25 protein-coding genes and 1 pseudogene are annotated in these 20224 nt (G+C 63.6%); 12 read left to right on the forward strand and 14 right to left on the reverse strand.

Features of this window, described 5'->3' with window-relative positions:
* Positions 1-37 precede the first annotated feature (37 nt).
* Genes R0232_RS25830 through R0232_RS25845 form a run of 4 tightly spaced genes read right to left on the reverse strand, consistent with a single transcriptional unit; the run spans position 38 to position 1937 of the window.
* Positions 38-253: an antitoxin Xre/MbcA/ParS toxin-binding domain-containing protein gene (locus tag R0232_RS25830; protein ID WP_431509931.1), complete on the reverse strand. Its 216-nt coding sequence runs from the start codon at positions 251-253 to the stop codon at positions 38-40.
* Positions 250-1083 (reverse strand): metallophosphoesterase, encoded by an 834-nt coding sequence (locus tag R0232_RS25835; RefSeq protein WP_431509932.1) that lies wholly within the window; start codon positions 1081-1083, stop codon positions 250-252. The genes R0232_RS25830 and R0232_RS25835 overlap by 4 nt, the downstream gene beginning before the upstream one ends.
* Positions 1084-1113: 30 nt before the next feature.
* On the reverse strand, positions 1114-1554 hold the full coding sequence (locus tag R0232_RS25840; RefSeq protein ID WP_431509933.1) for a hypothetical protein: 441 nt from the start codon (positions 1552-1554) through the stop codon (positions 1114-1116).
* 2 nt (positions 1555-1556) lie between these two features.
* Complete coding sequence (locus R0232_RS25845) at positions 1557-1937, reverse strand: hypothetical protein (RefSeq protein ID WP_431509934.1); 381 nt, start codon at positions 1935-1937, stop codon at positions 1557-1559.
* Positions 1938-2090: 153 nt separating this feature from the next.
* On the opposite strand from R0232_RS25845, the gene R0232_RS25850 reads away from it, so the two are divergent.
* Together R0232_RS25850 and R0232_RS25855 are read left to right on the forward strand one after the other, a co-directional pair.
* Complete coding sequence (locus tag R0232_RS25850) at positions 2091-2345, forward strand: helix-turn-helix domain-containing protein (protein ID WP_431509935.1); 255 nt, start codon at positions 2091-2093, stop codon at positions 2343-2345.
* Positions 2346-2494: 149 nt separating this feature from the next.
* Positions 2495-2620 (forward strand): annotated as a pseudogene (locus R0232_RS25855) (IS3 family transposase); the annotation flags it as partial.
* 133 nt (positions 2621-2753) lie between these two features.
* On the opposite strand, the gene R0232_RS25860 reads toward R0232_RS25855, so the two are convergent.
* From R0232_RS25860 to R0232_RS25875, 4 genes are read right to left on the reverse strand one after another with little or no spacing between them, the layout of a single operon-like run.
* Positions 2754-3311 carry a hypothetical protein gene (locus R0232_RS25860; protein ID WP_431512959.1) on the reverse strand — a complete coding sequence of 186 codons (558 nt, stop codon included), beginning with the start codon at positions 3309-3311 and terminating at the stop codon, positions 2754-2756.
* Positions 3295-5757, reverse strand: coding sequence for a hypothetical protein (locus tag R0232_RS25865; protein ID WP_431509936.1), 2463 nt, complete (start codon positions 5755-5757; stop codon positions 3295-3297). Before R0232_RS25865 ends, R0232_RS25860 begins: the two co-directional genes overlap by 17 nt.
* Positions 5754-7352: a hypothetical protein gene (locus tag R0232_RS25870; protein ID WP_431509937.1), complete on the reverse strand. Its 1599-nt coding sequence runs from the start codon at positions 7350-7352 to the stop codon at positions 5754-5756. Before R0232_RS25870 ends, R0232_RS25865 begins: the two co-directional genes overlap by 4 nt.
* 3 nt (positions 7353-7355) lie before the next feature.
* Positions 7356-8783 (reverse strand): hypothetical protein, encoded by a 1428-nt coding sequence (locus R0232_RS25875; RefSeq protein WP_431509938.1) that lies wholly within the window; start codon positions 8781-8783, stop codon positions 7356-7358.
* Between the two features lie 16 nt (positions 8784-8799).
* Between R0232_RS25875 and R0232_RS25880 the strand changes: the two genes are divergently transcribed.
* The 4 genes from R0232_RS25880 (at position 8800) to argG (ending at position 11782) form a co-directional block, all read left to right on the forward strand.
* The gene (locus R0232_RS25880; RefSeq protein WP_431509939.1) at positions 8800-9180 is read left to right on the forward strand and encodes an arsenate reductase; all 381 of its coding nucleotides are present in this window, start codon (positions 8800-8802) and stop codon (positions 9178-9180) included.
* A 134-nt stretch (positions 9181-9314) separates the two neighbouring features.
* Positions 9315-9962, forward strand: coding sequence for a hypothetical protein (locus tag R0232_RS25885; protein WP_431509940.1), 648 nt, complete (start codon positions 9315-9317; stop codon positions 9960-9962).
* Between the two features lie 129 nt (positions 9963-10091).
* Positions 10092-10415, forward strand: a complete 324-nt coding sequence (locus R0232_RS25890; protein WP_093340218.1) for a pyrimidine/purine nucleoside phosphorylase — start codon at positions 10092-10094, stop codon at positions 10413-10415.
* 20 nt (positions 10416-10435) lie between these two features.
* Positions 10436-11782, forward strand: a complete 1347-nt coding sequence (argG, locus tag R0232_RS25895) for an argininosuccinate synthase (protein ID WP_093340219.1) — start codon at positions 10436-10438, stop codon at positions 11780-11782.
* A 74-nt stretch (positions 11783-11856) separates the two neighbouring features.
* On the opposite strand, the gene R0232_RS25900 is transcribed toward argG, so the two are convergent.
* Together R0232_RS25900 and murB are read right to left on the reverse strand one after the other, a co-directional pair.
* A complete protein-coding gene (locus R0232_RS25900; protein ID WP_431509941.1) occupies positions 11857-12690 on the reverse strand; it encodes a glycine-rich domain-containing protein in 834 nt (277 codons plus the stop codon).
* Positions 12691-12715: 25 nt separating this feature from the next.
* Positions 12716-13774 (reverse strand): UDP-N-acetylmuramate dehydrogenase, encoded by a 1059-nt coding sequence (gene murB, locus R0232_RS25905; protein ID WP_208507904.1) that lies wholly within the window; start codon positions 13772-13774, stop codon positions 12716-12718.
* A gap of 45 nt (positions 13775-13819) precedes the next feature.
* Here murB and R0232_RS25910 point away from each other — a divergent pair, with 45 nt between their 5' ends.
* Together R0232_RS25910 and R0232_RS25915 are read left to right on the forward strand one after the other, a co-directional pair.
* A complete protein-coding gene (locus R0232_RS25910; RefSeq protein WP_093340224.1) occupies positions 13820-14305 on the forward strand; it encodes a YajQ family cyclic di-GMP-binding protein in 486 nt (161 codons plus the stop codon).
* A 10-nt stretch (positions 14306-14315) separates the two neighbouring features.
* Positions 14316-14966 carry a retropepsin-like aspartic protease family protein gene (locus R0232_RS25915; protein ID WP_208507903.1) on the forward strand — a complete coding sequence of 217 codons (651 nt, stop codon included), beginning with the start codon at positions 14316-14318 and terminating at the stop codon, positions 14964-14966.
* Between the two features lie 13 nt (positions 14967-14979).
* On the opposite strand, the gene R0232_RS25920 is transcribed toward R0232_RS25915, so the two are convergent.
* The 3 genes from R0232_RS25920 to R0232_RS25930 form a co-directional block, all read right to left on the reverse strand.
* Positions 14980-15333 carry a RidA family protein gene (locus tag R0232_RS25920; RefSeq protein WP_093340227.1) on the reverse strand — a complete coding sequence of 118 codons (354 nt, stop codon included), beginning with the start codon at positions 15331-15333 and terminating at the stop codon, positions 14980-14982.
* Positions 15334-15342: 9 nt separating this feature from the next.
* Positions 15343-15981 (reverse strand): glycerol-3-phosphate 1-O-acyltransferase PlsY, encoded by a 639-nt coding sequence (gene plsY / locus R0232_RS25925; RefSeq protein WP_093340229.1) that lies wholly within the window; start codon positions 15979-15981, stop codon positions 15343-15345.
* 103 nt (positions 15982-16084) lie between these two features.
* Positions 16085-16579 carry an aminoacyl-tRNA deacylase gene (locus R0232_RS25930; protein ID WP_398500789.1) on the reverse strand — a complete coding sequence of 165 codons (495 nt, stop codon included), beginning with the start codon at positions 16577-16579 and terminating at the stop codon, positions 16085-16087.
* A 99-nt stretch (positions 16580-16678) separates the two neighbouring features.
* Here R0232_RS25930 and R0232_RS25935 point away from each other — a divergent pair, with 99 nt between their 5' ends.
* From R0232_RS25935 to R0232_RS25945, 3 genes are read left to right on the forward strand one after another with little or no spacing between them, the layout of a single operon-like run.
* The gene (locus tag R0232_RS25935; protein ID WP_431509942.1) at positions 16679-17233 is read left to right on the forward strand and encodes a DUF2975 domain-containing protein; all 555 of its coding nucleotides are present in this window, start codon (positions 16679-16681) and stop codon (positions 17231-17233) included.
* Between the two features lie 3 nt (positions 17234-17236).
* On the forward strand, positions 17237-17452 hold the full coding sequence (locus R0232_RS25940) for a helix-turn-helix domain-containing protein (RefSeq protein ID WP_431509943.1): 216 nt from the start codon (positions 17237-17239) through the stop codon (positions 17450-17452).
* Entirely contained in the window at positions 17428-18021 is a 594-nt protein-coding gene (locus tag R0232_RS25945; RefSeq protein ID WP_431509944.1) for a hypothetical protein, read from the forward strand. The genes R0232_RS25940 and R0232_RS25945 overlap by 25 nt, the downstream gene beginning before the upstream one ends.
* Before the next feature lie 9 nt (positions 18022-18030).
* Here the strand turns inward: R0232_RS25945 and R0232_RS25950 are convergent, their stop codons facing one another.
* The gene (locus R0232_RS25950; protein ID WP_431509945.1) at positions 18031-19092 is read right to left on the reverse strand and encodes an aldo/keto reductase; all 1062 of its coding nucleotides are present in this window, start codon (positions 19090-19092) and stop codon (positions 18031-18033) included.
* 126 nt (positions 19093-19218) lie between these two features.
* On the opposite strand from R0232_RS25950, the gene R0232_RS25955 reads away from it, so the two are divergent.
* The gene (locus R0232_RS25955) at positions 19219-20148 is read left to right on the forward strand and encodes an alpha/beta fold hydrolase (RefSeq protein WP_431509946.1); all 930 of its coding nucleotides are present in this window, start codon (positions 19219-19221) and stop codon (positions 20146-20148) included.
* Positions 20149-20224 lie beyond the last annotated feature (76 nt).

Here is a 20224-nt window from a genome sequence, read left to right on the forward strand (position 1 = left end):
GCTTCTGCCACGGGTAGACGGCAAGTACAGGGCTTCATCATCCAGCAAACCCGGCCTGGAAAGACTCAAGGAGATTGAGCACGTCGGCAGCTCGCCCTTCGGCTACCAGCGACTCGGCGGTCCTGTTTTCAAACAGCGCGAGTGGCTCGTTCCTGTACCAGAGGATGGCAGCTTCGAGGTCCCCACCCGCGACCGCAGTCGCGGCAGCCAGCACTTGCTGGATCGTGCGGGTAGATAACTGGCTGTCACTCATAGCTCGACCACGAGTTCGGGGTTGAACTGCTTGTTCTCCAGGCCGCGGTCATGCCGCAAGTACCCACGGGGATTGCACACCACCCGGCAGTTGCCGACTTGATAGTCAAAGCTCTCGTGGATGTGGCCATGCACCCAGAGTGACGGCACTTCGAAGAAGGAACTTGGGAGCTCGCTCACAAAGGCTGCGGACAGCCAGTCGGACTGATAGCGCGGAGCGAGAGAGTTTCGATGCGGGGCGTGGTGGGTCACAACCACCGTTGGCCCGTCGAAGGGCTCGGCCAGCTTCTGGGCCAGCCAGGCGCGGTCACGCTGGTGGAGCGCCAGTGTGTCCTCGGGTACCAGGCGGCGCTTTCTTGACTTGGCTGCTACCACGGGTGCGTCGGAGGATTCCTGCGCCTCGGCCCACCGGATCGATGAGTAGTCGTTGAGACGGACTTTCGCCGCCTTCATGGCCCGCTCGGTGTCGGTCAGAGTTCCCGTCTTGGTCTGGATCGGCAGTTCGAAGTCTGTCCACAGCGTGCAGCCCAGAAAGCGGACGCCGGCGATCATGGCCTCGCCGGGTGCCAGGAGATGCACGTTGCACGAACTCGCGGTGAGCGCCATTTCCTTGAGCGTGGTCTGCAAAACGCCTTGAAAGAACTCGTGGTTGCCAGGCACCAAGACGATGGGGACCGTCTCCCCAAAGTTCCCCGCCCGCCGGGCCCAGCGCATGGCCTTGGAACCGGGGACGAAGATGTCCCCAGCAAGGATCACTGCGTCGTAGTCGACCTTCGGGACGAGAAAGGTCCCGAACTCGAGGTGAAGGTCCGAAAGGATGAGCAGTTTCACGTCGGTAGGACCATTTCTTCAGCAGCGCATTCAGGGCATCAGGATCGAGAGCTTGGCGTTCCAAGCCTCGCCGTCGGACCTGGAGGGCACGGCGACCCGGATCGTTGGGCGATCGAAGTCACTGGTCTCGAAGAGGAAGTGCACGTGCTGAAAGCGAAACACCGGGTTTCCGGGATATTCGGTCCACTTGAGTTGCCAAGTGTTGAAGTACTCGAAATCGACCGTCCGGGCGTTCTTTCCACGAACGACGATGCAAGCCTTACGTGCATCCGGATCGAACAAGATGCAGGTTCCATCCCAATCGCCCAGCATGCGACGGGGATCGACCGGGAAGAAGGTCGCGCCAGATGCTTGACCCTGCGCCCGCAGCAACTGCTCGCGTCCGGTCTGAATCGAACGAGGCAATGCGATCCAGGCCCAGTAGAAGAGTACCAAGACGACGGCGAGGGCCAGCAGGAGCGGGATTTCCATGTTCAGTTGACCGGCCAGATCTGATGCCGAATGCTGAACGAAGAGCGCATGCTGTAGTGTGTGAACTGCGCTCCGTTCTCATCTTCGAGGACCAGATGTTCGACCTGATCGGCATCGACGCTGGTTGCCGACCAGATCTTTCGGATATCTCGAATTTGCCAGCGATCACGATCGCTCTCCATCGGCGCCAGATACTGAAGGTGTCGCAGTGATTGCGGCCCCACGCTCTCGAAGAGATCGAGGAAATCGCTCTCATAGATCAGCAGAGCTCGCTCCGGGACCTCGAGGTCGTCTTCCTGTACCACCCAAGTCGGGAAGAAGAAGGGGATCGACAAGTTCAACTTGACCGCTCTCCAGCATCTCACACCGGGACCGGCCAGCATGGAAGAGATCCTCACCTCATGCGAATCCATCGTCACAAACATAAAAATGAACCCTATAGGTTGTAGCCCTATGGGATTCTAAATGACGCAATAGAGGGGATGAAATCTGCGGCTCATCGCCCCCTCCAATCCGACTTCGGCCGTGCGCTGCGCATGGCCCGCAAGGCCAAGGGATTGCCGCAAGAATCGTTCGACCAGGTGTCGAGCAGGACCTACATTTCTTCGTTGGAGCGAGGACTGAAACAGCCTACCGTTGCCAAGGTGGACGAATTGGCTGCAGTTCTGGGCGTCCACCCGTTGACGCTCTTGGCGCTTTCCTATCTGCGCCACCCTACGCCTGCGTCCGTGCAAAAGCTCGCAGCTCATCTGATCAAAGAGATCGATGAGCTGAATCTCGCAGTGCGATGAGGCGGTCGGGCCACGGCGTTGCAAATCGGTGAAACACTTCGCCGACAACCGGTTTGGTATTCCAATGCTCATCGATCTGCGTAGTCGATCAGAGCCGGCTTCACAAATCTGAACATGTCGCAGAGTGGATAGGCTGCTCCCACGGGTGGATGCATCGCACCGACGAGTTGCACCTGCGGTACCCGTTCGCCGGTGGCGGCATGCTGCGCGATCTGCTGTGGCTGCAAGGCGCGGAAGGTCGGGCGGCGACACGTAGCACGCTGATGCGGTGCATGGCCACCTGGAAGAGCAATCTTGATCGAGGCTTTATCACCAAGCTGGCCTGGCGAGCATTGCTTCCTTCAAGCCATCATGGGTTGCTCAAACACCATCACCGGACTCTGGTGCTGGATGCATCACTCTGCTTGCTTACGGATTCTTGCTTGGCGTCCGGGTGGCCTTCGCATCTGCGAGCGATACAACGGTGTCCCCGGTTTGCTCCAGCCCTTCGGTCTTGTCGAGATCTGGCTTGTGAGCATGCCTGGATGCCACCACTTGATGCAATGGCGTTCGGAGATCCAGCAAAGAATAGAGCTCGTCGTATTGCTGCGCTCGGACCTTGTTCAATTGTTCGCGTAAGGCCAAGTTCTCAGCTTGAAGCTTGGCAATGATCTCCCTCAGCCGCGAGCGCGGATTGTCTGCATACTTTGGCGCCGTCTCCTTAAGGAGACGCCGCTGGACGTCTTTGGCTTCGTTATATGCTTCAGCGATGATCTTGCGACCATCCCACGTTTTTTGGGATAGCGGATTTCGGTGAAACTCATGTCCAAATCGCCGTTTTACCTGCGCAATCACATTTTCCCAGGTGACTGCGATGTGGGCGTCAGGAAACTGTTCGATCATCAGCGCGATCCTCCGCGCGAGGTCCTCTGTTAGCAACTCCTTGCGACCCCGCATGCCCTTGGTCTTCTCAGGCGGCTTGCTCATAGACATCCTCATCGCCATCCTTGCTATCTGCCAGCAGATGGCCCTCATCCCTCAAGCCCAGCTGCGCGGGAGCGAATTCACTATGCTCTTTATAGAAAGTTTCGCTTTGGCGGTCCATCGCTTCACGAGTGCCGAAATGGCTTTCAATGGCGCGCTCATGCCCAGGAGCGGAATGCTGGCTAGCGTTGTGGTATTTGATTAACGCGCCACTGGTGACCTCGGGATCATCTAGCCGCGCAACTACGTTTTTTGCAACGAATGCTCGTTCCAGTGAACGCTTGAAGTTTGGATCGCGAATCCGATCCTTGACCTCATGGAATTTCTGAATGAGGTCACTGGTCATAGCTTGAGGATCCAGCCCCTTCCCGATCAAGGTCAGCAGATGGGCGTCCAGAGCTTCCAGGTCGTCAGCGATGCCTCGGTTGCGTGCAGTGAGGAGGTTTTGCAACTGGTTGACGATACTGCGATTCGTCAACTCAGCTTCCTTTCGCCATTCTTCATTCGTAGGCATATGTCCCTTGACCGCAACCTGGTTGTCGCATCCAGGACAACTGTATGAACGACAAGGCGTCTCATGGTGCTGGTGCAAACACATGCCGAATCGAGTGGGGTACAGGATGATGAGTTGACCGCCCGTTCGAGCAACAGGCCGGTCATCGGTAGCTTGGCAAATTTCCTCAAGGCTCGTCACGGCGATACCTTCACCATGGGCAACCACGACCTGTGCCGATAATCCGTACTGTGACTCCAGCCCCTCCAATGCTTGCAACCCTTTGCTGAGTTCAACAAGTTCCCTTGGCGCTGGCATGGCAGCTTGGTCGGCCTTTTGCTCGTCAGTCCGGAAATCGTAGTGGTCGAGTTGACCGACGCATAGGCGATTCGCCCATTTGTTGATCAGTACATCGCTCAACCGCTCGCTAGCCAACAGTGCTTGCGAGGTCAGCCACCGCCGCGTGTCGTGTGGCTCCAAATAGCAGTTGACCTCTTTGTTGCCCTGCGTCATCCGAAGACCAAGCTTGATGAAAACGCAAGGGTCGGCCTGGCGTTTCCCACCCCGTTGCTTGAGACGGTCTCGAATGGCCCTGTCGTCCCATGCCTGCGGCAGGTAGGGTGTCTGATCCCTATCCACGAGCATCAGCATCTCGCTGAGTACCCCCTCATACCGGGTGAGCGGCGTCACTTTGCGCAATCGAGCCAGGCGGCTTTTCACCTGCTTCAGGAGAAGAGTTTCAACAGCCTGCCACGGCAGGGCTTGCAATTTTGTGATTCCATTCTTGTATCCGTCGTTTCGAGTGCTCCGAGGATTGTCAATCTCAACGAATTCGACCGGCACAGTGCCGTCTTTTGGCTTGTTGAGCGGTCGCAAGATGGACTGATAGGTAGATGTCAGATCGGTGTGGGTAGGCTCTTCCGCTGTCACGTTGACAATCTGCCAGATTTCTCTTGCCGAGAGAGGTCTGCCTCGGAGGTGATCGAGCACCGCCGGCAGGTAAAGCTGGTCAGGATGCAGTTCGTACCATGCGACGATTGCACGCGAGCGTTTTCCGTGGTCGAGCAAAATCTGCCAGCACTGCTCGGTCAAGTCGATCATGAAATTAAGGATGGGCTTAGCCGAAGCCTGAGCCCCTTTGCTACCCTTCATGAACAGCAATTGATGAGCTCGGTATAGATCGTCGCTACTAGCTTGATCCGAGACACGTTCCACGAAATTCTCAAGGGTATATCGGTCACTGATCTTCAAAGTCAACGGTTCGTTGATCCGCGATGGCGCGCACATGAGGATGTTGGCCACGGCGATCGCAGATCGATCCGCTGTGCTGAGCCGGCGGTCCCCTCGCAACATTGCCGCCGTAGCCTCTGACAAGGCTTCAATCTGTCGGTCGAGGACCCCGCCCTTGGCATTTTGGAAGGCCTTCCGTTGCTGCTGCGTTAGCTTACGAAGCGCACCCTTGGCTTCAATACTCGGGTTCCACATGAGACGATCGACTACACCTTCTCGGGCCAGTTCATCGAGCTGGCGGCTCAGAAGACCCAATCTTTGTGAACATGCCGATGCTGATTCCGGAGTCGCTTTCTCGATTTCATCCGCTTCAAGCCTATGCAGGTGCTGACGATGCAGGGCCGACATCGACACTGGAGAAGTCGCGAGCAACCGCCATGCTTCGAAACCGCGTTGCCATGATTTGCTCTTGCCTTCGAGCGCAGCCGAGGCAATCAGACACCGGAGGGCCAGCACATAGCTGTCATCCTTGCCGGCAAAGTTGGCGATCGTGGGGCCGAACCGCACATCAAGCAGCCTGGTGTCGTAAAGAGTCTTGATCGGCCAGATTTCAGCATCGAAGTCGACCTCAGGCCAGCGCCGCTTCATGTCCTGTCGGCGCTTTTCTGCCAGGGCCTGCAATGCATCCGCGCGTCGGATGATCGCTAGATCCGTCATCCGGTTCATGGCTGCTCTTTCGCTTGGCTCTGTTCGGCAGCGATGGCCGCTTGCTTCAGTTCGCACACGTTGATCACAATGCGGATGCGATTCGCGATGTGCGAATAGCGCTTTATATCGGTCTGACGCTGGAGTCCTCCGGACCGAGCTGCATTGATCTCCTCATGAACCACATCCAAGTTTATAGTGTGGTCCACGTCGTAGCAGGGTTTGAATTTGGGGCATTCGTAGCAGACGATGGGCGCGTACTGACAGATCCGATCGCGTCCGCACTCACCTGTAGTCTTCCACGATGTCCGATCCAATGACTCTGATTGAACTCGCTTGGCGGGTTCGGCGATATCCCGCTCCGATACAAAGTCTTTGAACACTGGGAAGTGCTCGAGAAACGCGTCCTCCATCGAGTCGCTGAGTTCATCGATGGCTCCCTCAAAAATCAAATCCACGTAGACCTTGGCTGTTTCGTTGGTGGCATGAAGTAAGACTGCTGCGATCGTGGTTGACGAACATCCAGCAATGGCCATCTGGGTACCCAAGGTATGGCGCATCGCGGTGCATGTGAGCACCTTGCCGGTCATTTTCCTGAGCGGCATGACATAGTTGCCGTTGAACGAATTCGTGCTGGCCAACATTCCGAGGCGGGCATTGGTCGCCTCGTCCATTTGCTTTGCGTGGGTCGGGAAGAGTGGTAGATCGCCAATGGTGTAGCGAGATGCATCGCGCTGTTCATCGCTGAGCAAGGCATTTCTAACCTCAACAAGATATCGAAGCCGCGTCGCTACGGCCTCGCGTTGTTTCTCAAGCAACTGACCAACCTCTCGATGGATGGAAACCGTGGCCCGTGGTCGCGTTGCCATTCTCGTTTTCGGGATCGTGAGATCAAGAAAGTAAGACTTGACTCCACTGCTCGTGTCCACTCGCAGGTCCTTGCACCGGAGCACCCGATAGGTTTCCGGGCGGGCAGCCCGACTTAGAAGGAGGCGACTGAAGGCGTAGCGTCCGAGACTCAGTTCACCTGCGGCAAAGGCAGCCTCGGTGATGTTGAGGATTTGTACAAGCGCCGAACGACTCATCGCGCTGACCAACACGTTCTTTCTGAGTTGGCCCCATTCACCCGAGTTGTTCTCTCCGGTTGGAAAATCGCCGAGTTGAAGATCTGATGAGAAAAGCGCGCCGTTTTGGCGGTTAGCCACAAACAGGGATCGAAGCCCTTTCAGGTAAGCGGCCGGAATTTTGCTTTTGACCGCTGCCAAGCCCAGCAGGAAGTCCGAGCTAACACGGTCAAATTGAACTGCTGCGAGCGCCTGCTGCTTGCAAACATCTGCAAAGTGGTCGTGACAGATTTCAAACAGGCGGCGAATTCGACCTTGCTCAATCTCAACAGTCCGTAAAGAGACCCGCAGCCGCCTATCCACAATGACGTCTTTTAGAGCAAGTAGGAACGCTTGGCTATAGCCCGCCAGGAGCGCCGTAAAGTCGACAATGAACTCTTCCTCGACGGCGTGTTTGCCCTGCCCCTTGGTTTCTCGCATGGCCCAGCGCAGCGGCTCGTCCTCTCTCCACTCTGCGAGCGTGTTGCCAATAGCTTTACGCATGGTGTTCATAGCCTAGCTTCCACCATCGCTCGTCCTTCGCCTCTCTCGCGACGCTGCCATCAGGGAGTCGACGAAATCGTCTACCGTCAAACTTGCTGCATCGCTCAAGGCCCGCTGGGCATATAGCCTAGGCATGCCGCTCTCTCTCGCCCAGCCAAATCTCATTTTCATCAGATCCTCTACAACCTCGCCTTTCATCTCGCGGGTCTTGCTGGAATAGAACAAAGAAGCTGACGAGTGCCGCAGCAAATATGCAGAGAAGTTGTACTGCTCACCCTCAAGGTAAGGGTCCTTCGGATCCTTGGCCAGTAAACCAAGCCGCTGAAGTCCTGACCCCGCGCGCCTGAACACCGTGCCGATCGTTCCGCGGTCGGTGATCGGCCCCCCATGCTCGGCCAAGAATAGGAACCCTCTAGACCTGTTGGTTAGAGTGCGCCTCGCAACGGCCTCCCTTTCGACCGCGATGTATTCTTGAATGGCTTGGGCAGTCGTAGGCCAGATCGACATTGTCATTTCGGAGTTGTAGTTCTGCCGGCTGCCCGTTCCTTTCTGCTTCGGTGTGGCAGTTGTCACTTCGTTAATCCGCCTGGCAGTGTTGTCCTTGATTACGATGTATCCACGCTCACTGCCGCTTGGCCATTTGAAGTCTGCAAGTGCAATGTTCCCGATCGCGCCAGGCCTCATCCCTTCTGCGGCCAAAAGAATCATGGCTCGGTCGCGTTTCAGGTTGCCGCCTTCCCTCCCTCCTTTTGTCCTGAACAGATCAGTTGCCCTTAGAAAGGCTATCGAATAGATCTCCAAGAAGAGCTGAGATGGAACCGAACGAATCTTGTGGGGATGAGCCGACTTGGTACTCGCCACGGCTCTCGCAAGCTCTTGCGCGCACAACTCAAACTGCCGTCTGAGCGCCTCTGTAATGTCTGACGACAGTGGCATGCGGGGTTCGAGGACTTTCCTGTGGTACCAAGCCAAGAAGTCCGCGATTTGAACCAGTTGCTTGGCAGCTGTATTCGGTGCCACTGCATTCTTGATCTTAGAAACATCAACCCTGGCTTGAGCCAGGGCAATGGTTCGGACCTTCTTATCGGTCATCGTCTCGATGCTCTCGATCGAGTAATGGGCAAGTTGGACCAGCGCCTTTTTCTCGCCTTCTAAAAGGCACAGCCCGTCCAGAGCCCGTGCAGCTAGGTTGATACCGAACGCATCGACCACGCGCAAAAGGACCCTCAACGCTCGTGAGGCAGCCGCCTTTGAATTGGGGTTGTCATATCGCTCGTTGACGTAGAGGGTGAACGGCCCGTGCACGGCCCCTTGCCCTGTAGACACAATGACGAGTGAGCCAGCGGTCTCAAGCTTCATTAAAGTGCAAAAAATAAGTAGCTTCTCATATATTTTATGCCGGTGATTTAAAGTTGCAAATGAAGTCAGCACTGAGTTCATGAAGTCACTGTAGAAAATGATAAAAAGTGCAAATACGGGGGTCTTTTCTCCGCACATTCCGAACTGCGACACCGTCAAGCGCGCCCGCGCCTGGCTCGATGACCACGACATCGCCTACGGCTTCCACGATTTCAAGAAACAGGGCGTGCCCGAGGCCGAGCTCGACCGCTGGCTGGCCGCGCTGGGCTGGGAAACGCTGGTCAACCGCCGCGGCACCACCTGGCGCAAGCTCGACGACGCCACGCGCGAATCGGTGGTCGACGCCGCCTCGGCGCGCGCCGTGCTGCTCGCCAATCCCAGCCTGATCAAGCGGCCGGTGGTGGACTGGCACCAAAAGGCGCGCCAGGCCGACATCACGGCCGGTTTCGACGCCGAACAATGGGCCAGGACGCTGTAAGCGACTGTGAAAACCGTGCTGTGAACGCCGTGTAAATGCCGGAACCCGCCTGGCGGGCCGGCGTCGAACCCGGACCGGGGCGCAGCCGGGCTCCCCTCGCAGCGCACCGCGTCCGATCCGCAGGAGTCTCCAACATGAATACCCAGACCATCCGTACCGTCCTCGGCCTCTCGCTGGCCGGCGTCCTCGCCGCCAGCGCGGGCCTGGTCCATGCCCAGTCGGGCCAGACCGTGCAGGCGCGCGTGCTCTCGGCCACGCCGGTGCGCGACGGCGCCGGCACCAGCTACAACGTCACCTACGAGTACAACGGCCGCCGCTACACCACGCGCACCGACTACCAGCCGGGCGCCACCATCCCCGTCGAGGCCAACGCCTACGGCGTGACCACCGCGCCGGTGACGCCGCAGAACCAGCTCACGCCCTACCCGGTCGAAACCGACAACCGCGGCTATGCGCAGCAACCGCCGCCGCAGCAGCAAGGCCAACAGTACGCCACGGGCTCGCCCTGGGACGACGTCGTGCCCGAGCCGGGCGTGGTCGTGTCGGGCACGCAGCCGGCCCCGGTCTATGCCCAGCCCGCCTACCCGGCCGCGGTCTATCCGGCGCCGGTCTACGTGCAGCCGGCCTATGCCTATCCGCAGCCCTACGTCTACCCGCCGGTCGGCATCTCGCTGAACCTCGGCTACTCGCGTGGCTGGGGCGGCGGCTACCGGGGCTACGGCGGTTACCGCGGCGGCTACGGCGGCTGGCGCGGCGGCGGCTACCACGGCTGGCACCGCTGAGGGGGCCGGCCGGCCAGGCGCCGCCGGCCAAGCCCCTAAAATCGAGGACTTCTCCAACCCCTGAGGGGTGCGCCGCCTGCGCGGTGCCGTCCTCGACCAGCCGAACGCCCCCGGCGCCGGCGCCATTCCATGACGATTACCGACACCCTGAACAGCGCCGCTGTGGCCACCAAGGCCAATGTCTACTTCGACGGCAAGTGCGTGAGCCACAGCCTCACGCTGGCCGACGGCACGAAGAAATCGGTCGGCGTGATCCTGCCGTCCACCCTGACCTTCAACACCGGCGCCCCCGAGATCATGGAAGGCACCGCCGGCAGCTGCGAATACCAGCTCGCGGGCACCACCGAGTGGATCGCTTCCGGCCCCGGCCAGAAGTTCGACGTTCCGGGCAACTCCAGCTTCCAGATCCGCGTGAGCGGCGAGCCCTACAGCTACATCTGCCACTTCGGCTGAACCGCACGGAGCCTCCCAGCATGTCGACCATCCTCCAAAACGTTCCCGCCGGCCAGAAGGTCGGCATCGCCTTCTCGGGCGGCCTCGATACCAGCGCGGCGCTGCACTGGATGCGCAACAAGGGCGCGATCCCCTACGCCTACACCGCCAACCTCGGCCAGCCCGACGAGCCCGACTACGACGAGATCCCGCGCAAGGCGATGCTCTACGGCGCCGAGAACGCGCGCCTGATCGACTGCCGCGCGCAGCTCGCCAACGAAGGCCTGGCCGCGCTGCAGGCCGGCGCCTTCCACGTCACGACGGCCGGCGTCACCTACTTCAACACCACGCCGCTGGGCCGCGCCGTCACCGGCACGATGCTGGTGTCGGCCATGAAGGAAGACGACGTCCACATCTGGGGCGACGGCAGCACCTACAAGGGCAACGACATCGAGCGCTTCTACCGCTACGGCCTGCTGACCAATCCGAGCCTGAAGATCTACAAGCCCTGGCTCGACCAGGTCTTCATCGACGAGCTCGGCGGCCGCGCCGAAATGTCGGCCTTCATGCAGCAGGCCGGTTTCGCCTACAAGATGTCGGCCGAGAAGGCCTACTCGACCGACTCCAACATGCTCGGCGCCACGCACGAAGCCAAGGACCTCGAGCACTTGAACAGCGGCATCCAGATCGTGCAGCCGATCATGGGCGTGGCCTTCTGGAAGGACGAGGTCGAGGTCAAGCGCGAAACCGTCTCGGTGCGTTTCGAGGAAGGCGTGCCGGTCGCGCTCAACGGCGTGAGCTACCCCAACCTGGTCGAGCTGATCCTCGAGGCCAACCGCATCGGCGGGCGCCACGGCCTGGGCATGAGCGACCAGATCGAGAACCGCATCATCGAGGCCAAGAGCCGCGGCATCTACGAGGCCCCCGGCCTCGCGCTGCTGTTCATCGCCTACGAGCGCCTGGTGACCGGCATCCACAACGAGGACACCATCGAGCAGTACCGCGACCACGGCCGCCGCCTGGGCCGCCTGCTCTACCAGGGCCGCTGGTTCGACCCGCAGGCCATCATGCTGCGCGAAACCGCCCAGCGCTGGGTGGCGCGCGCGATCACCGGCGAGGTCACGGTCGAGCTGCGCCGCGGCAACGACTACTCGATCCTCAACACCGAGTCGCCGAACCTCACCTACAAGCCCGAGCGCCTGAGCATGGAAAAGGTCGAGGGCGCGTTCACGCCGCTGGACCGCATCGGCCAGCTGACGATGCGCAATCTCGATATCGTCGACACGCGCGAGAAGCTCGGCATCTACACCAAGACCGGCCTGCTGGCCTCGAGCCAGGGCGCGGCGCTGCCGAAGCTCACGAACGACGACAGCGGCAAGGGCGAGTAAGCCTTTCCAAGCCCCAACAAGAAAAGCAGGCCTCGCGCCTGCTTTTTTCTTGGGTGCATCCAGCGCGAGGCCGATCAGTCCCCGCCGCCTCCGCCCCCGCAACCCCCACCGCAGCCGCCGCCGTCGCCACCGCCCGAATCCCCGCCGCCGCCATCGCCGCTGCTCGATTCGCTGCCGCCGAAGCCGCCCGCATCGCCGCCACAGCCACCGCTCGACGAGCCGCCTTCGCCGAAGCTCGTGCCGCAATGGGCATCGGAGCCGGCCTGCCGGTCGATGTCGCGGCAGTCGGGTACGTAGTTGAAGCCACCCTCGATGCCGAACTTGACGTCGAGCGCGAACAACAGCGGCAGTCGCGCCGGCTTGCGCGGATCGATGCTCTCCTCCTTGCAGGCCCAGTACCAGCTGCGGCGCAGTCCGTCGTTGCGCTTGGGGTCGCGCCCCAGCACCTCGGCCGGCGTGTGGTGCAAGAGGCCGCCGAAGGCCGCCTGGCACCAGTGCTGGTAGCCCTGGGTATGGAGGATGAACTCGTGCCAGGCGGTGTCGGCCACCTTCGAGGGCATGCCGACGAACTTGCGCCCGCTGCGCAGGTGCGCCATGAAGAACTGCCGCAGGCCGCGCAGCACCAGCTCGGCGTCGCGCCGGCTCAGCTGCGGATGGGCCGCGATCAGCTTGTGGACCAGGAAGGGCGGCAACCGCGCCTCGCGGATGAACTGGCGGCGCAGGCTGGTCTCGAACCAGCCCATCACGGCCACCAGCAGCCCGGTGCCGATGAATCCCAGCGCCACGCTCCACCAGCGCCCGCGCGAGAACACCAGCGCGGCGATCGCCGCCACGATCACGAGCCGCCGCAGCCACACCAGCGCAGCGATGCGCCGGCGGTAGTTCAGGTGCAGGAAGTCGAGATCCATGCGGCCAGGCCGGGACGATGCCGGGTCAGACCACCACAGGCTCGGGCTCCAGCCGGATGCCGAAGCGCTCGTACACGCTGGTCTGGATCGCCTTGGCCAGCGTCATCACCTCGCCGCCGGTCACCGGGTTCTCGTTGCCGCCGCGGTTGACCAGCACCAGCGCCTGCTTCTCGTAAACGCCGGCATTGCCCACCGACTTGCCCTTCCAGCCGCAGGCGTCGATCAGCCAGCCGGCCGCGAGCTTGATGCTGCCGTCGTCCATCGGGTAGTGCACGATCTTCGGCTCGCGCGCGATGATGTCGGCGCACTGCTCGGGCGTGACGGTCGGGTTCTTGAAGAAGCTGCCCGCGTTGCCCAGCACCCGCCAGTCGGGCAGCTTGGCGCGGCGGATGGCGCAGATCCAGTCGAAGATGTCGTTCGCATCGGGCGTGAAGTTGCCGGTTTCCTCCATCCTGCGTTCCAGGTCGAGGTAGCCCGCCACCGCCTTCCAGGGCTTGGGCAGCCGGAAGCGCACGCGCGTGATCAGCGCGCGGCCCGCCAGGCCGAAATCGTTGGCGCCGCCGGCGCCGCGCACGTGCTTGAACACCGAATCGCGGTAGCCGAAGGCGCATTGCGCCGCATCGAGCGTGAAGCTGCGGCCGGTTTCCAGATCGAAGGCATCGAGCGAATCGAAGCGGTCCTGCAGCTCGACGCCATAGGCGCCGATGTTCTGCACCGGCGAGCCGCCCACCGTGCCCGGGATCATCGCGAGGTTCTCGAGCCCCGGGTAGCCCTGCGCCAGGGTCCACTGCACGGTGTCGTGCCAGACCTCGCCGGCGCCGGCCTCCACGATCCAGGCGCGCGAGGTCTCCTCGACCAGCCGGCGGCCCTGGATCTCCACCTTCAGGACCAGCGGCTTCACGTCACCGGTCAACACGATATTGCTGCCGCCGCCCAGCACGAAACGCGGCGCATCGCGCCATTCGGTGTCGGCATGCAGCGCGGCCAGGTCGGCCTCGCTCGCGATGCGCACCAAGTGCTGCGCGCGCGCGACGATGCCGAAGCTGTTGTACGGCTGCAGCGGGACGTTGTGCTCCACGATCATGGGAGAATTGTCGCATCCAGCTACCGTGACATCTGAGGAGAGCCCATGCCGTCTTTCGACACCGTCTGCGAACCCAATCTGCCCGAGGTCAAGAACGCCGTCGAGAACACCGCCAAGGAAATCGCCACCCGTTTCGACTTCAAGGGCACCGCGGCTGCCGTCGAGCTCAAGGACAAGGAAATCACCATGACCGGCGATGCCGAGTTCCAGCTCGTGCAGGTCGAGGACATCCTGCGCAGCAAGCTCACCAAGCGCAGCGTCGACGTGCGTTTCCTCGACAAGGGCGACGTGCAGAAGATCGGCGGCGACAAGGTCAAGCAGGTCATCAAGATCAAGAACGGCATCGAGGGCGACATCGCCAAGAAGATCCAGCGCCTGATCAAGGACAGCAAGATCAAGGTGCAGGCCGCGATCCAGGGCGACGCGGTGCGCGTCACCGGCGCCAAGCGCGACGACCTGCAGGCCGCCATGGCGCTGATCAAGAAGGACGTGCCCGATACGCCGCTGTCCTTCAACAACTTCCGCGACTGAGCCCCGGCCCATGAAGGCATTCGCCGTCGCCGCGTTCGTTCTGGCCGCGGTGGCGGCGCCGTCGGCCCAGGCGGCCGACTCGGTCATGCTGACCGGCACCATCGGCAGCCGCGCGATCCTGATCGTCAACGGCAGCGCGCCCAAGACGGTGGCGGTGGGCGAAACCTTCCAGGGCGTGAAGCTGGTCTCGCTGCAGTCCGAGCAGGCGGTGGTCGAGTCCGAGGGCAAGCGCGTCACCCTACGCATGGACACGCCCGTGAGCATCGGCGGCGGCGGTCCCTCGGGCGGCAGCGGCAACCGCATCGTGCTGCCGGCCGACAGCCGCGGCCATTTCATGACCCAGGGCCTGATCAACGATCGCCCGGTCACCTTCATGCTCGATACCGGCGCGACCACGGTCGCCATGTCGGTGGCCGACGCGCAGCGCATCGGCCTCGACTACAGCAAGGGCCGGCCGGTGCAGGTCAACACCGCCAACGGCGTGGCGCCCGGCTATCTGCTGCGGCTGCGCTCGGTGCGCGTGGGCGACGTCGAGGTCTACGACCTCGAGGCCATCGTCTCGCCGCAGTCCATGCCCTTCGTGCTGCTGGGCAACAGCTTCATCAACCGCTTCTCGATGCGGCGCGACGCCGACCAGATGGTGCTCGAGAAGCGCTATTGAAAGCGCGGCCCGATCAGGCCTGCGCCGCGGTCACCACGATCTCGATCTTGTAGCCGGCGTTGGCCATCTTGGCCTGCACCGTCGCGCGCGGCGGCGTGTTGCCGGCCGGGATCCAGGCGTCCCAGACCTCGTTCATCGCCGTGATGTCGGCGATGTCGGCCAGGAAGATCTGCGTCATGAGGATGCGCGACTTGTCGCTGCCGGCCTCGGCCAGCAGCCGGTCGACCATGGCCAGCACCTGCTGGGTCTGGCCGCGGATGTCCTGCGTGGTGTCGTCGGGCACCTGGCCCGCGAGGTAGATGGTGCCGTTGTGCACCGCGGTCTCGGAAAGACGCGGTCCGACGTGGAAGCGGGTGATGGTGCCCATGGTGATCCTTCAGTCCTTTTTCTTTTTGGAGCCCAGTTTGGACTCGGTGCCGGCGGCGAGCCGGCGGATGTTCTCGCGATGCCTCCAGATCAGCAGCAGGCTCATGACGATGATGGCGACCAGCGCCGTGCGGCTCAGCGGCCACGCGATGCCGCCGCCGATCAGGTAGTAGGCCGGCGCGAAGAAGGCGGCGACCAGCGAGGAGAGCGAGGAGTAGCGGAAGAACACCGCGATGATCAGCCAGGTGGCGCCGGTCGCGAGCCCGAGCCAGGGCGCGATGCCGACCAGCACGCCGGCCGCCGTCGCCACGCCCTTGCCGCCCTGGAAGCCGAAGAACACCGGGTACAGGTGGCCGAGGAAGGCGGCCACGCCGGCCACCGCGGCCACGCCGTCGTCCAGGCCCCATTGCGCGCCCCAGTGGCGGATCACGAACACCGGCACCCAGCCCTTGATCGCGTCGAGCAGCAGCGTGGCCAGCGCCGCGCCCTTGTTGCCCGAGCGCAGCACGTTGGTCGCGCCGGGGTTCTTGCTGCCGTAGCTGCGCGGATCGGCCATGCCGAGCGCCCTGCTCACGATGACGGCGAAGGACAGCGAGCCGAGCAGGTACGACGCCACGATGGCGATCAGGGTAGGCAGGTGAAAGGTCAAGGCGGGTCTCCGCGGATCGGTGTTGTTCTTCGGGGGACGCATCGCCGCGCCGATGCGCCCCGGGCGGGACGCGCAGCGCCGACGATCGAATCGCAGGAGCCGGCTATTCTGCCAGCGCGCACTCCACCGGCGTCGCGCCCAGCAGTTGCACGCACACCTGCGGGTCGATGCCGATCAGGTAGCCGCGCCGCCCGCCGTTGAGCACGATGCGCGGCAGCGCGAGCACCGTCGCCTCCACGTACACCGGCATCTCGCGCTTGGTGCCGAAGGGCGAGGTGCCGCCCACCATGTAGCCGCTGTGGCGCTGCGCCACCTCGGGCTTGCAGGGCTCGACCGACTTGGCGCCGATCTGGCGCGCGAGGTTCTTGGTCGACACCGTGCGGTTGCCATGCATCAGCACCACCAGCGGCTTGGCGTCCTGGTCCTGCATCACCAGCGTCTTGATCACCATGAACGGATCGAGCCCCAGCATCTCGGCGCCGCGCTGGGCGCCGCCGTGCTCCATGTATTCGTAGGGGTGCTCGGTGAACGCGACCTTGTGGGCGCGCAAGAGCTGGGTGGCGGGCGTCTCGGAGACGTGGGCGTTCTTCTTGGCCATGGCAAACGGTAAGGACGGCACCCCTTCAGGAGCGCTTCAGCAAAAAACTTATTGTTTTACGATAAACTTTTATCGATTCACAACCAACATGGGTGCGCCATGCAGCATACGCCAGCCTCGCCCTCGCTTCATCTCGCGCGGCATGCCCGCGTCGTCCAGGCGCTGGCTCTCGCGGGCGCGGCGCTGCTCGTCGTGCAGCCCATGCTCCTGCTGCTGGCCCACCGCTGGGAATGGACCGGCTTCCTCGGCGCCGCGAGCTTCCTCGGCCTGCCCGGCCCGCCGCCCGACGAAGCCGCGCGCTGGCGCACCGCGCTGGTCAGCCTGCTGCCCGTGGGCGGCGGCCTGTACGCGCTGCGGCAGATCTGGCGGCTGTTCGGCGAGTACCGCCACGGCCGCGTGTTCGGCGCCGCCGCGCAAGACGCGCTGATGCGCTTCGCCTGGGCCGTGCTGCTGCTGTCGCTGCTGCTGCCGCTCGCGCGCGGCCTCATGACCGTGGCGCAGAGCCTGGGCAATCCGCCGGGCCAGCGCTTCCTGGCGCTGAGCTTCTCGTGGTTCGACGGCCTGCACATCCTGTTCGGCGCGGTGCTGGTGACGATCGCGCGCGTCATGGTCGAGGCGCGGCGCCTGGCCGACGACAACGCGGGCTTCGTCTGAACGATGCCCATCGTCGTCAACCTCGACGTGATGCTGGCGCGGCGCAAGATGCGCTCGCGCGAACTGGCCGAGCACGTGGGCATCACCGAGCAGAACCTCTCGCTGCTCAAGAGCGGCAAGGTGCGCGGCGTGCGCTTCGACACGCTGGAACGCATCTGCGAGGCGCTGCGGTGCCAGCCGGGCGACCTGCTCGAATGGCGGAGCGACGCGGGCGACTGATGCGGCGGCTGTTCCTGCCGGCGCTCGTGCTGGCCGTGGTCGCCGCGCACGTGGCGGTGCTGTGGCTGCTGCTCGTGGCGACGCGGCCGCACGCGCGGCCGGTCTTTCCGGTGCAGCGGGTCGTCGAGATCGCATGGGTCGATGTGCCGAAGCCGCGCGCTGCGCCGGTGCGGGTCGAGCCCAGGGCATCGGCCCCGGCAGCGGCACGCGTGCGGGCCACGCCCACACGCAGCGCGACAAGGCCCGAGCCGACACCGAGCGATGCCATCGCCGCCCCGGCCGAAGCGCCCGCTGCAGTGGCAGCACCGCCCGCCCCGCTGATCCTGAATTCCGAAGCCACCCGCCGCGCCCTGCGCGACAGCGATCGCACGCCCTCGTTCGCCGAGCGCGCCAACCAGGACTTGAACCCGGCCGGCACGCGCGCCGCGCTCGACAGCCGCCTGAGCGCGGGCCTGTCGGGCGCCGCGCACGGCGACTGCATGAAGGGCCAGTTCAAGGGCGGCGACATGGGCCTGCTGAGCCTGCCCGCGCTCGCGCTGGCGGCCGCGCGCGGCGAATGCGCGCGCTGAACGAGAAGATCAGGCCGCAGGGTCGCGGATCTCCCAGCGGATCGCGTCGATCTGCGCCAGCAGCTCGGGCGACAGCGTCGTGCCCCAGGCATCGATGTCCTCGTCGAGCTGCTCGACCGTGCGCACGCCGATGATGGTGCTCGCCACCTGCCACTTGGTGTAGCAGAAGGCCAGCGCGAGCTTCACCGGCGTGAGGCCGTTGTCGCGCGCGAGCTGGTTGTAGAGGCGCGCGGCCTTGAGCGCGTCGGGCCGGCCCCAGCGCAGCTTGCGCACCGACTCGTAGCGCGTGATGCGCGCTTCCTGCGGCGCGTCCGGGCCGGTGATGCCGCTCTGGTCGTACTTGCCGGTCAGCAGGCCATAGGCCAGCGGCGAATAGGCCAGCAGCGACACGCCGAGCCGGTGCATGGTTTCGTCGAGGCCGTTCTCGGCGCCGCGGCTCGCGAGGTTGTAGACGTTCTGCACCGTCGCCACGCGCGGCAGCCCGTGCTCCTCGGCCAGCCGCACGAACTCGTGCACGCCATAGGGCGTCTCGTTCGACAGGCCGATGGCGCGGATCTTCCCGGCCTTCACCAGCCCGGCCAGCGCCTCGAGCTGTTCGCGGATCGGGGTCTGCGAGACCTCCTTGGCCGGGTCGTAGTAGATGTTGCCGAAGGCCGGCACATGGCGCTCGGGCCAGTGGATCTGGTAGAGGTCGATCACGTCCGTCCGCAGCCGCTTGAGGCTCGCCTCGCACGAGGCCACGATGTCCGCGCCCGTCATGCCCACGCCTTCGCGCACCCAGGGCGTGTTGCGCAGCGGGCCCGCGACCTTGCTCGCCAGCGTCAGCTTCCGGCGCGCGCCGGGGTTGGCCGCGAACCAGTTGCCGATGATGGTCTCGGTCGCGCCGTAGGTCTCCTGGCGCGTGGGCACCGAGTACATCTCGGCCGTGTCGATGAAGTCGACGCCGCGCTCGAGCGAGCGCGCCAGGATGGCATGGGCCGTGGGCTCGTCGACCTGCTCGCCGAAGGTCATGGTGCCGAGGCAGATGGGCGTGACGTGAAGGTCGCTCTGACCGAGTCTGATTTTTTGCATGCGCGGAAATGTACCGCCGGGCTCCGCAGCGCGCTGGCGGTGGCGCCAAACCCGAGCGGCGCGGCCGTCACGCCACTGTCGTCTGGCGGACTGTGCGCTTCGACCCGGCTCCTTATCATCGGAGCCATGTACCACGCCCTCCGTCCCTCGCGCAGCGAATTCGTGCCCGTGCGCAACCTCCGCTACCACGTGCGCCTCTGGGGCCAGCCCTCGGCCGAGCGGCCGCCGCTGGTGTTGGTGCACGGCTGGATGGACGTGGCCGCCTCCTGGCAGTTCGTGGTCGACGCGCTGGCCGAGGAGCGCTTCATCGTCGCGCCCGACTGGCGCGGCTTCGGCCTCACCGATGGCGGCGGGGTCGACAACTACTGGCTGCCCGACTACCTGGCCGACCTCGAATGGCTGCTCGACCACTACGCGGGCGAAGGCGAAGCCGCGCGCCCGGTCGACCTCGTGGGCCACAGCATGGGCGGCAACGTCGTCATGCACTACGCGGGCGTGCGGCCCGAGCGCATCCGCCGGCTGGTTAACCTCGAGGGCTTCGGCATGCCCGCGCGCCAGCCCGAGGAAGCGCCCGCACGCTACGGCCAGTGGATCGACGAGCTCAAGCGGCTGCACCGCGGCGAACTCGAACTCGCCGGCTACTCGGCTGTCGACGGCGTGGCGCGCCGGCTCATGAAGACCAACCCGCGGCTGTCGCAGGACAAGGCCGACTGGCTTGCGAGCCACTGGTCGGCCAGCCGCGCGCAGCCCGACGGCAGCGCGCGCTGGCAGATCCTCGGCGAGGCCGCGCACAAGGTCATCAACGCCAACATCTTCCGCGTCGACGAGGTGCGCGCGCTCTATGCGCGCATTGCCGCGCCCACGCTGATGATCGAAGCGGCCGACGACAGCCTCCAGGGCTGGTGGAAGAACCGCTACACGCTCGAGGAATTCCACCAGCGGCTGGCCTCGGTGCCCTCGGTGCGCATCGAGCAGCTGGCCGATGCCGGCCACATGCTGCACCACGACCAACCGCAGCGCGTGGCGAAGCTGATCGAGGATTTCCTCGCGGATTGAACGAATCCGTTCAGGCTGAGCCTGTCGAAGCCCGCGCCCCGCCTTCGACAAGCTCAGGCCGAACGGTAGTGGGCAA

The sequence above is a fragment of the Variovorax sp. DAIF25 genome (assembly GCF_050711835.1).
Taxonomy (GTDB): Bacteria; Pseudomonadota; Gammaproteobacteria; order Burkholderiales; family Burkholderiaceae_C; genus Variovorax.

Bases quoted from the DNA above. Each gene is read 5' to 3' on its own strand.
- R0232_RS25830 (WP_431509931.1), bottom strand. From the start codon at position 253: ATGAGTGACAGCCAGTTATCTACCCGCACGATCCAGCAAGTGCTGGCT.
- R0232_RS25840 (WP_431509933.1), bottom strand. From the start codon at position 1,554: ATGGAAATCCCGCTCCTGCTGGCCCTCGCCGTCGTCTTGGTACTCTTC.
- R0232_RS25845 (WP_431509934.1), bottom strand. From the start codon at position 1,937: ATGCTGGCCGGTCCCGGTGTGAGATGCTGGAGAGCGGTCAAGTTGAAC.
- R0232_RS25850 (WP_431509935.1), top strand. From the start codon at position 2,091: ATGGCCCGCAAGGCCAAGGGATTGCCGCAAGAATCGTTCGACCAGGTG.
- R0232_RS25860 (WP_431512959.1), bottom strand. From the start codon at position 3,311: ATGAGCAAGCCGCCTGAGAAGACCAAGGGCATGCGGGGTCGCAAGGAG.
- R0232_RS25865 (WP_431509936.1), bottom strand. From the start codon at position 5,757: ATGAACCGGATGACGGATCTAGCGATCATCCGACGCGCGGATGCATTG.
- R0232_RS25870 (WP_431509937.1), bottom strand. From the start codon at position 7,352: ATGAACACCATGCGTAAAGCTATTGGCAACACGCTCGCAGAGTGGAGA.
- R0232_RS25875 (WP_431509938.1), bottom strand. From the start codon at position 8,783: ATGAACTCAGTGCTGACTTCATTTGCAACTTTAAATCACCGGCATAAA.
- R0232_RS25880 (WP_431509939.1), top strand. From the start codon at position 8,800: ATGATAAAAAGTGCAAATACGGGGGTCTTTTCTCCGCACATTCCGAAC.
- R0232_RS25885 (WP_431509940.1), top strand. From the start codon at position 9,315: ATGAATACCCAGACCATCCGTACCGTCCTCGGCCTCTCGCTGGCCGGC.
- R0232_RS25890 (WP_093340218.1), top strand. From the start codon at position 10,092: ATGACGATTACCGACACCCTGAACAGCGCCGCTGTGGCCACCAAGGCC.
- argG (WP_093340219.1), top strand. From the start codon at position 10,436: ATGTCGACCATCCTCCAAAACGTTCCCGCCGGCCAGAAGGTCGGCATC.
- R0232_RS25900 (WP_431509941.1), bottom strand. From the start codon at position 12,690: ATGGATCTCGACTTCCTGCACCTGAACTACCGCCGGCGCATCGCTGCG.
- murB (WP_208507904.1), bottom strand. From the start codon at position 13,774: ATGATCGTGGAGCACAACGTCCCGCTGCAGCCGTACAACAGCTTCGGC.
- R0232_RS25910 (WP_093340224.1), top strand. From the start codon at position 13,820: ATGCCGTCTTTCGACACCGTCTGCGAACCCAATCTGCCCGAGGTCAAG.
- R0232_RS25915 (WP_208507903.1), top strand. From the start codon at position 14,316: ATGAAGGCATTCGCCGTCGCCGCGTTCGTTCTGGCCGCGGTGGCGGCG.
- R0232_RS25920 (WP_093340227.1), bottom strand. From the start codon at position 15,333: ATGGGCACCATCACCCGCTTCCACGTCGGACCGCGTCTTTCCGAGACC.
- R0232_RS25930 (WP_398500789.1), bottom strand. From the start codon at position 16,579: ATGGCCAAGAAGAACGCCCACGTCTCCGAGACGCCCGCCACCCAGCTC.
- R0232_RS25935 (WP_431509942.1), top strand. From the start codon at position 16,679: ATGCAGCATACGCCAGCCTCGCCCTCGCTTCATCTCGCGCGGCATGCC.
- R0232_RS25940 (WP_431509943.1), top strand. From the start codon at position 17,237: ATGCCCATCGTCGTCAACCTCGACGTGATGCTGGCGCGGCGCAAGATG.
- R0232_RS25945 (WP_431509944.1), top strand. From the start codon at position 17,428: ATGGCGGAGCGACGCGGGCGACTGATGCGGCGGCTGTTCCTGCCGGCG.
- R0232_RS25950 (WP_431509945.1), bottom strand. From the start codon at position 19,092: ATGCAAAAAATCAGACTCGGTCAGAGCGACCTTCACGTCACGCCCATC.
- R0232_RS25955 (WP_431509946.1), top strand. From the start codon at position 19,219: ATGTACCACGCCCTCCGTCCCTCGCGCAGCGAATTCGTGCCCGTGCGC.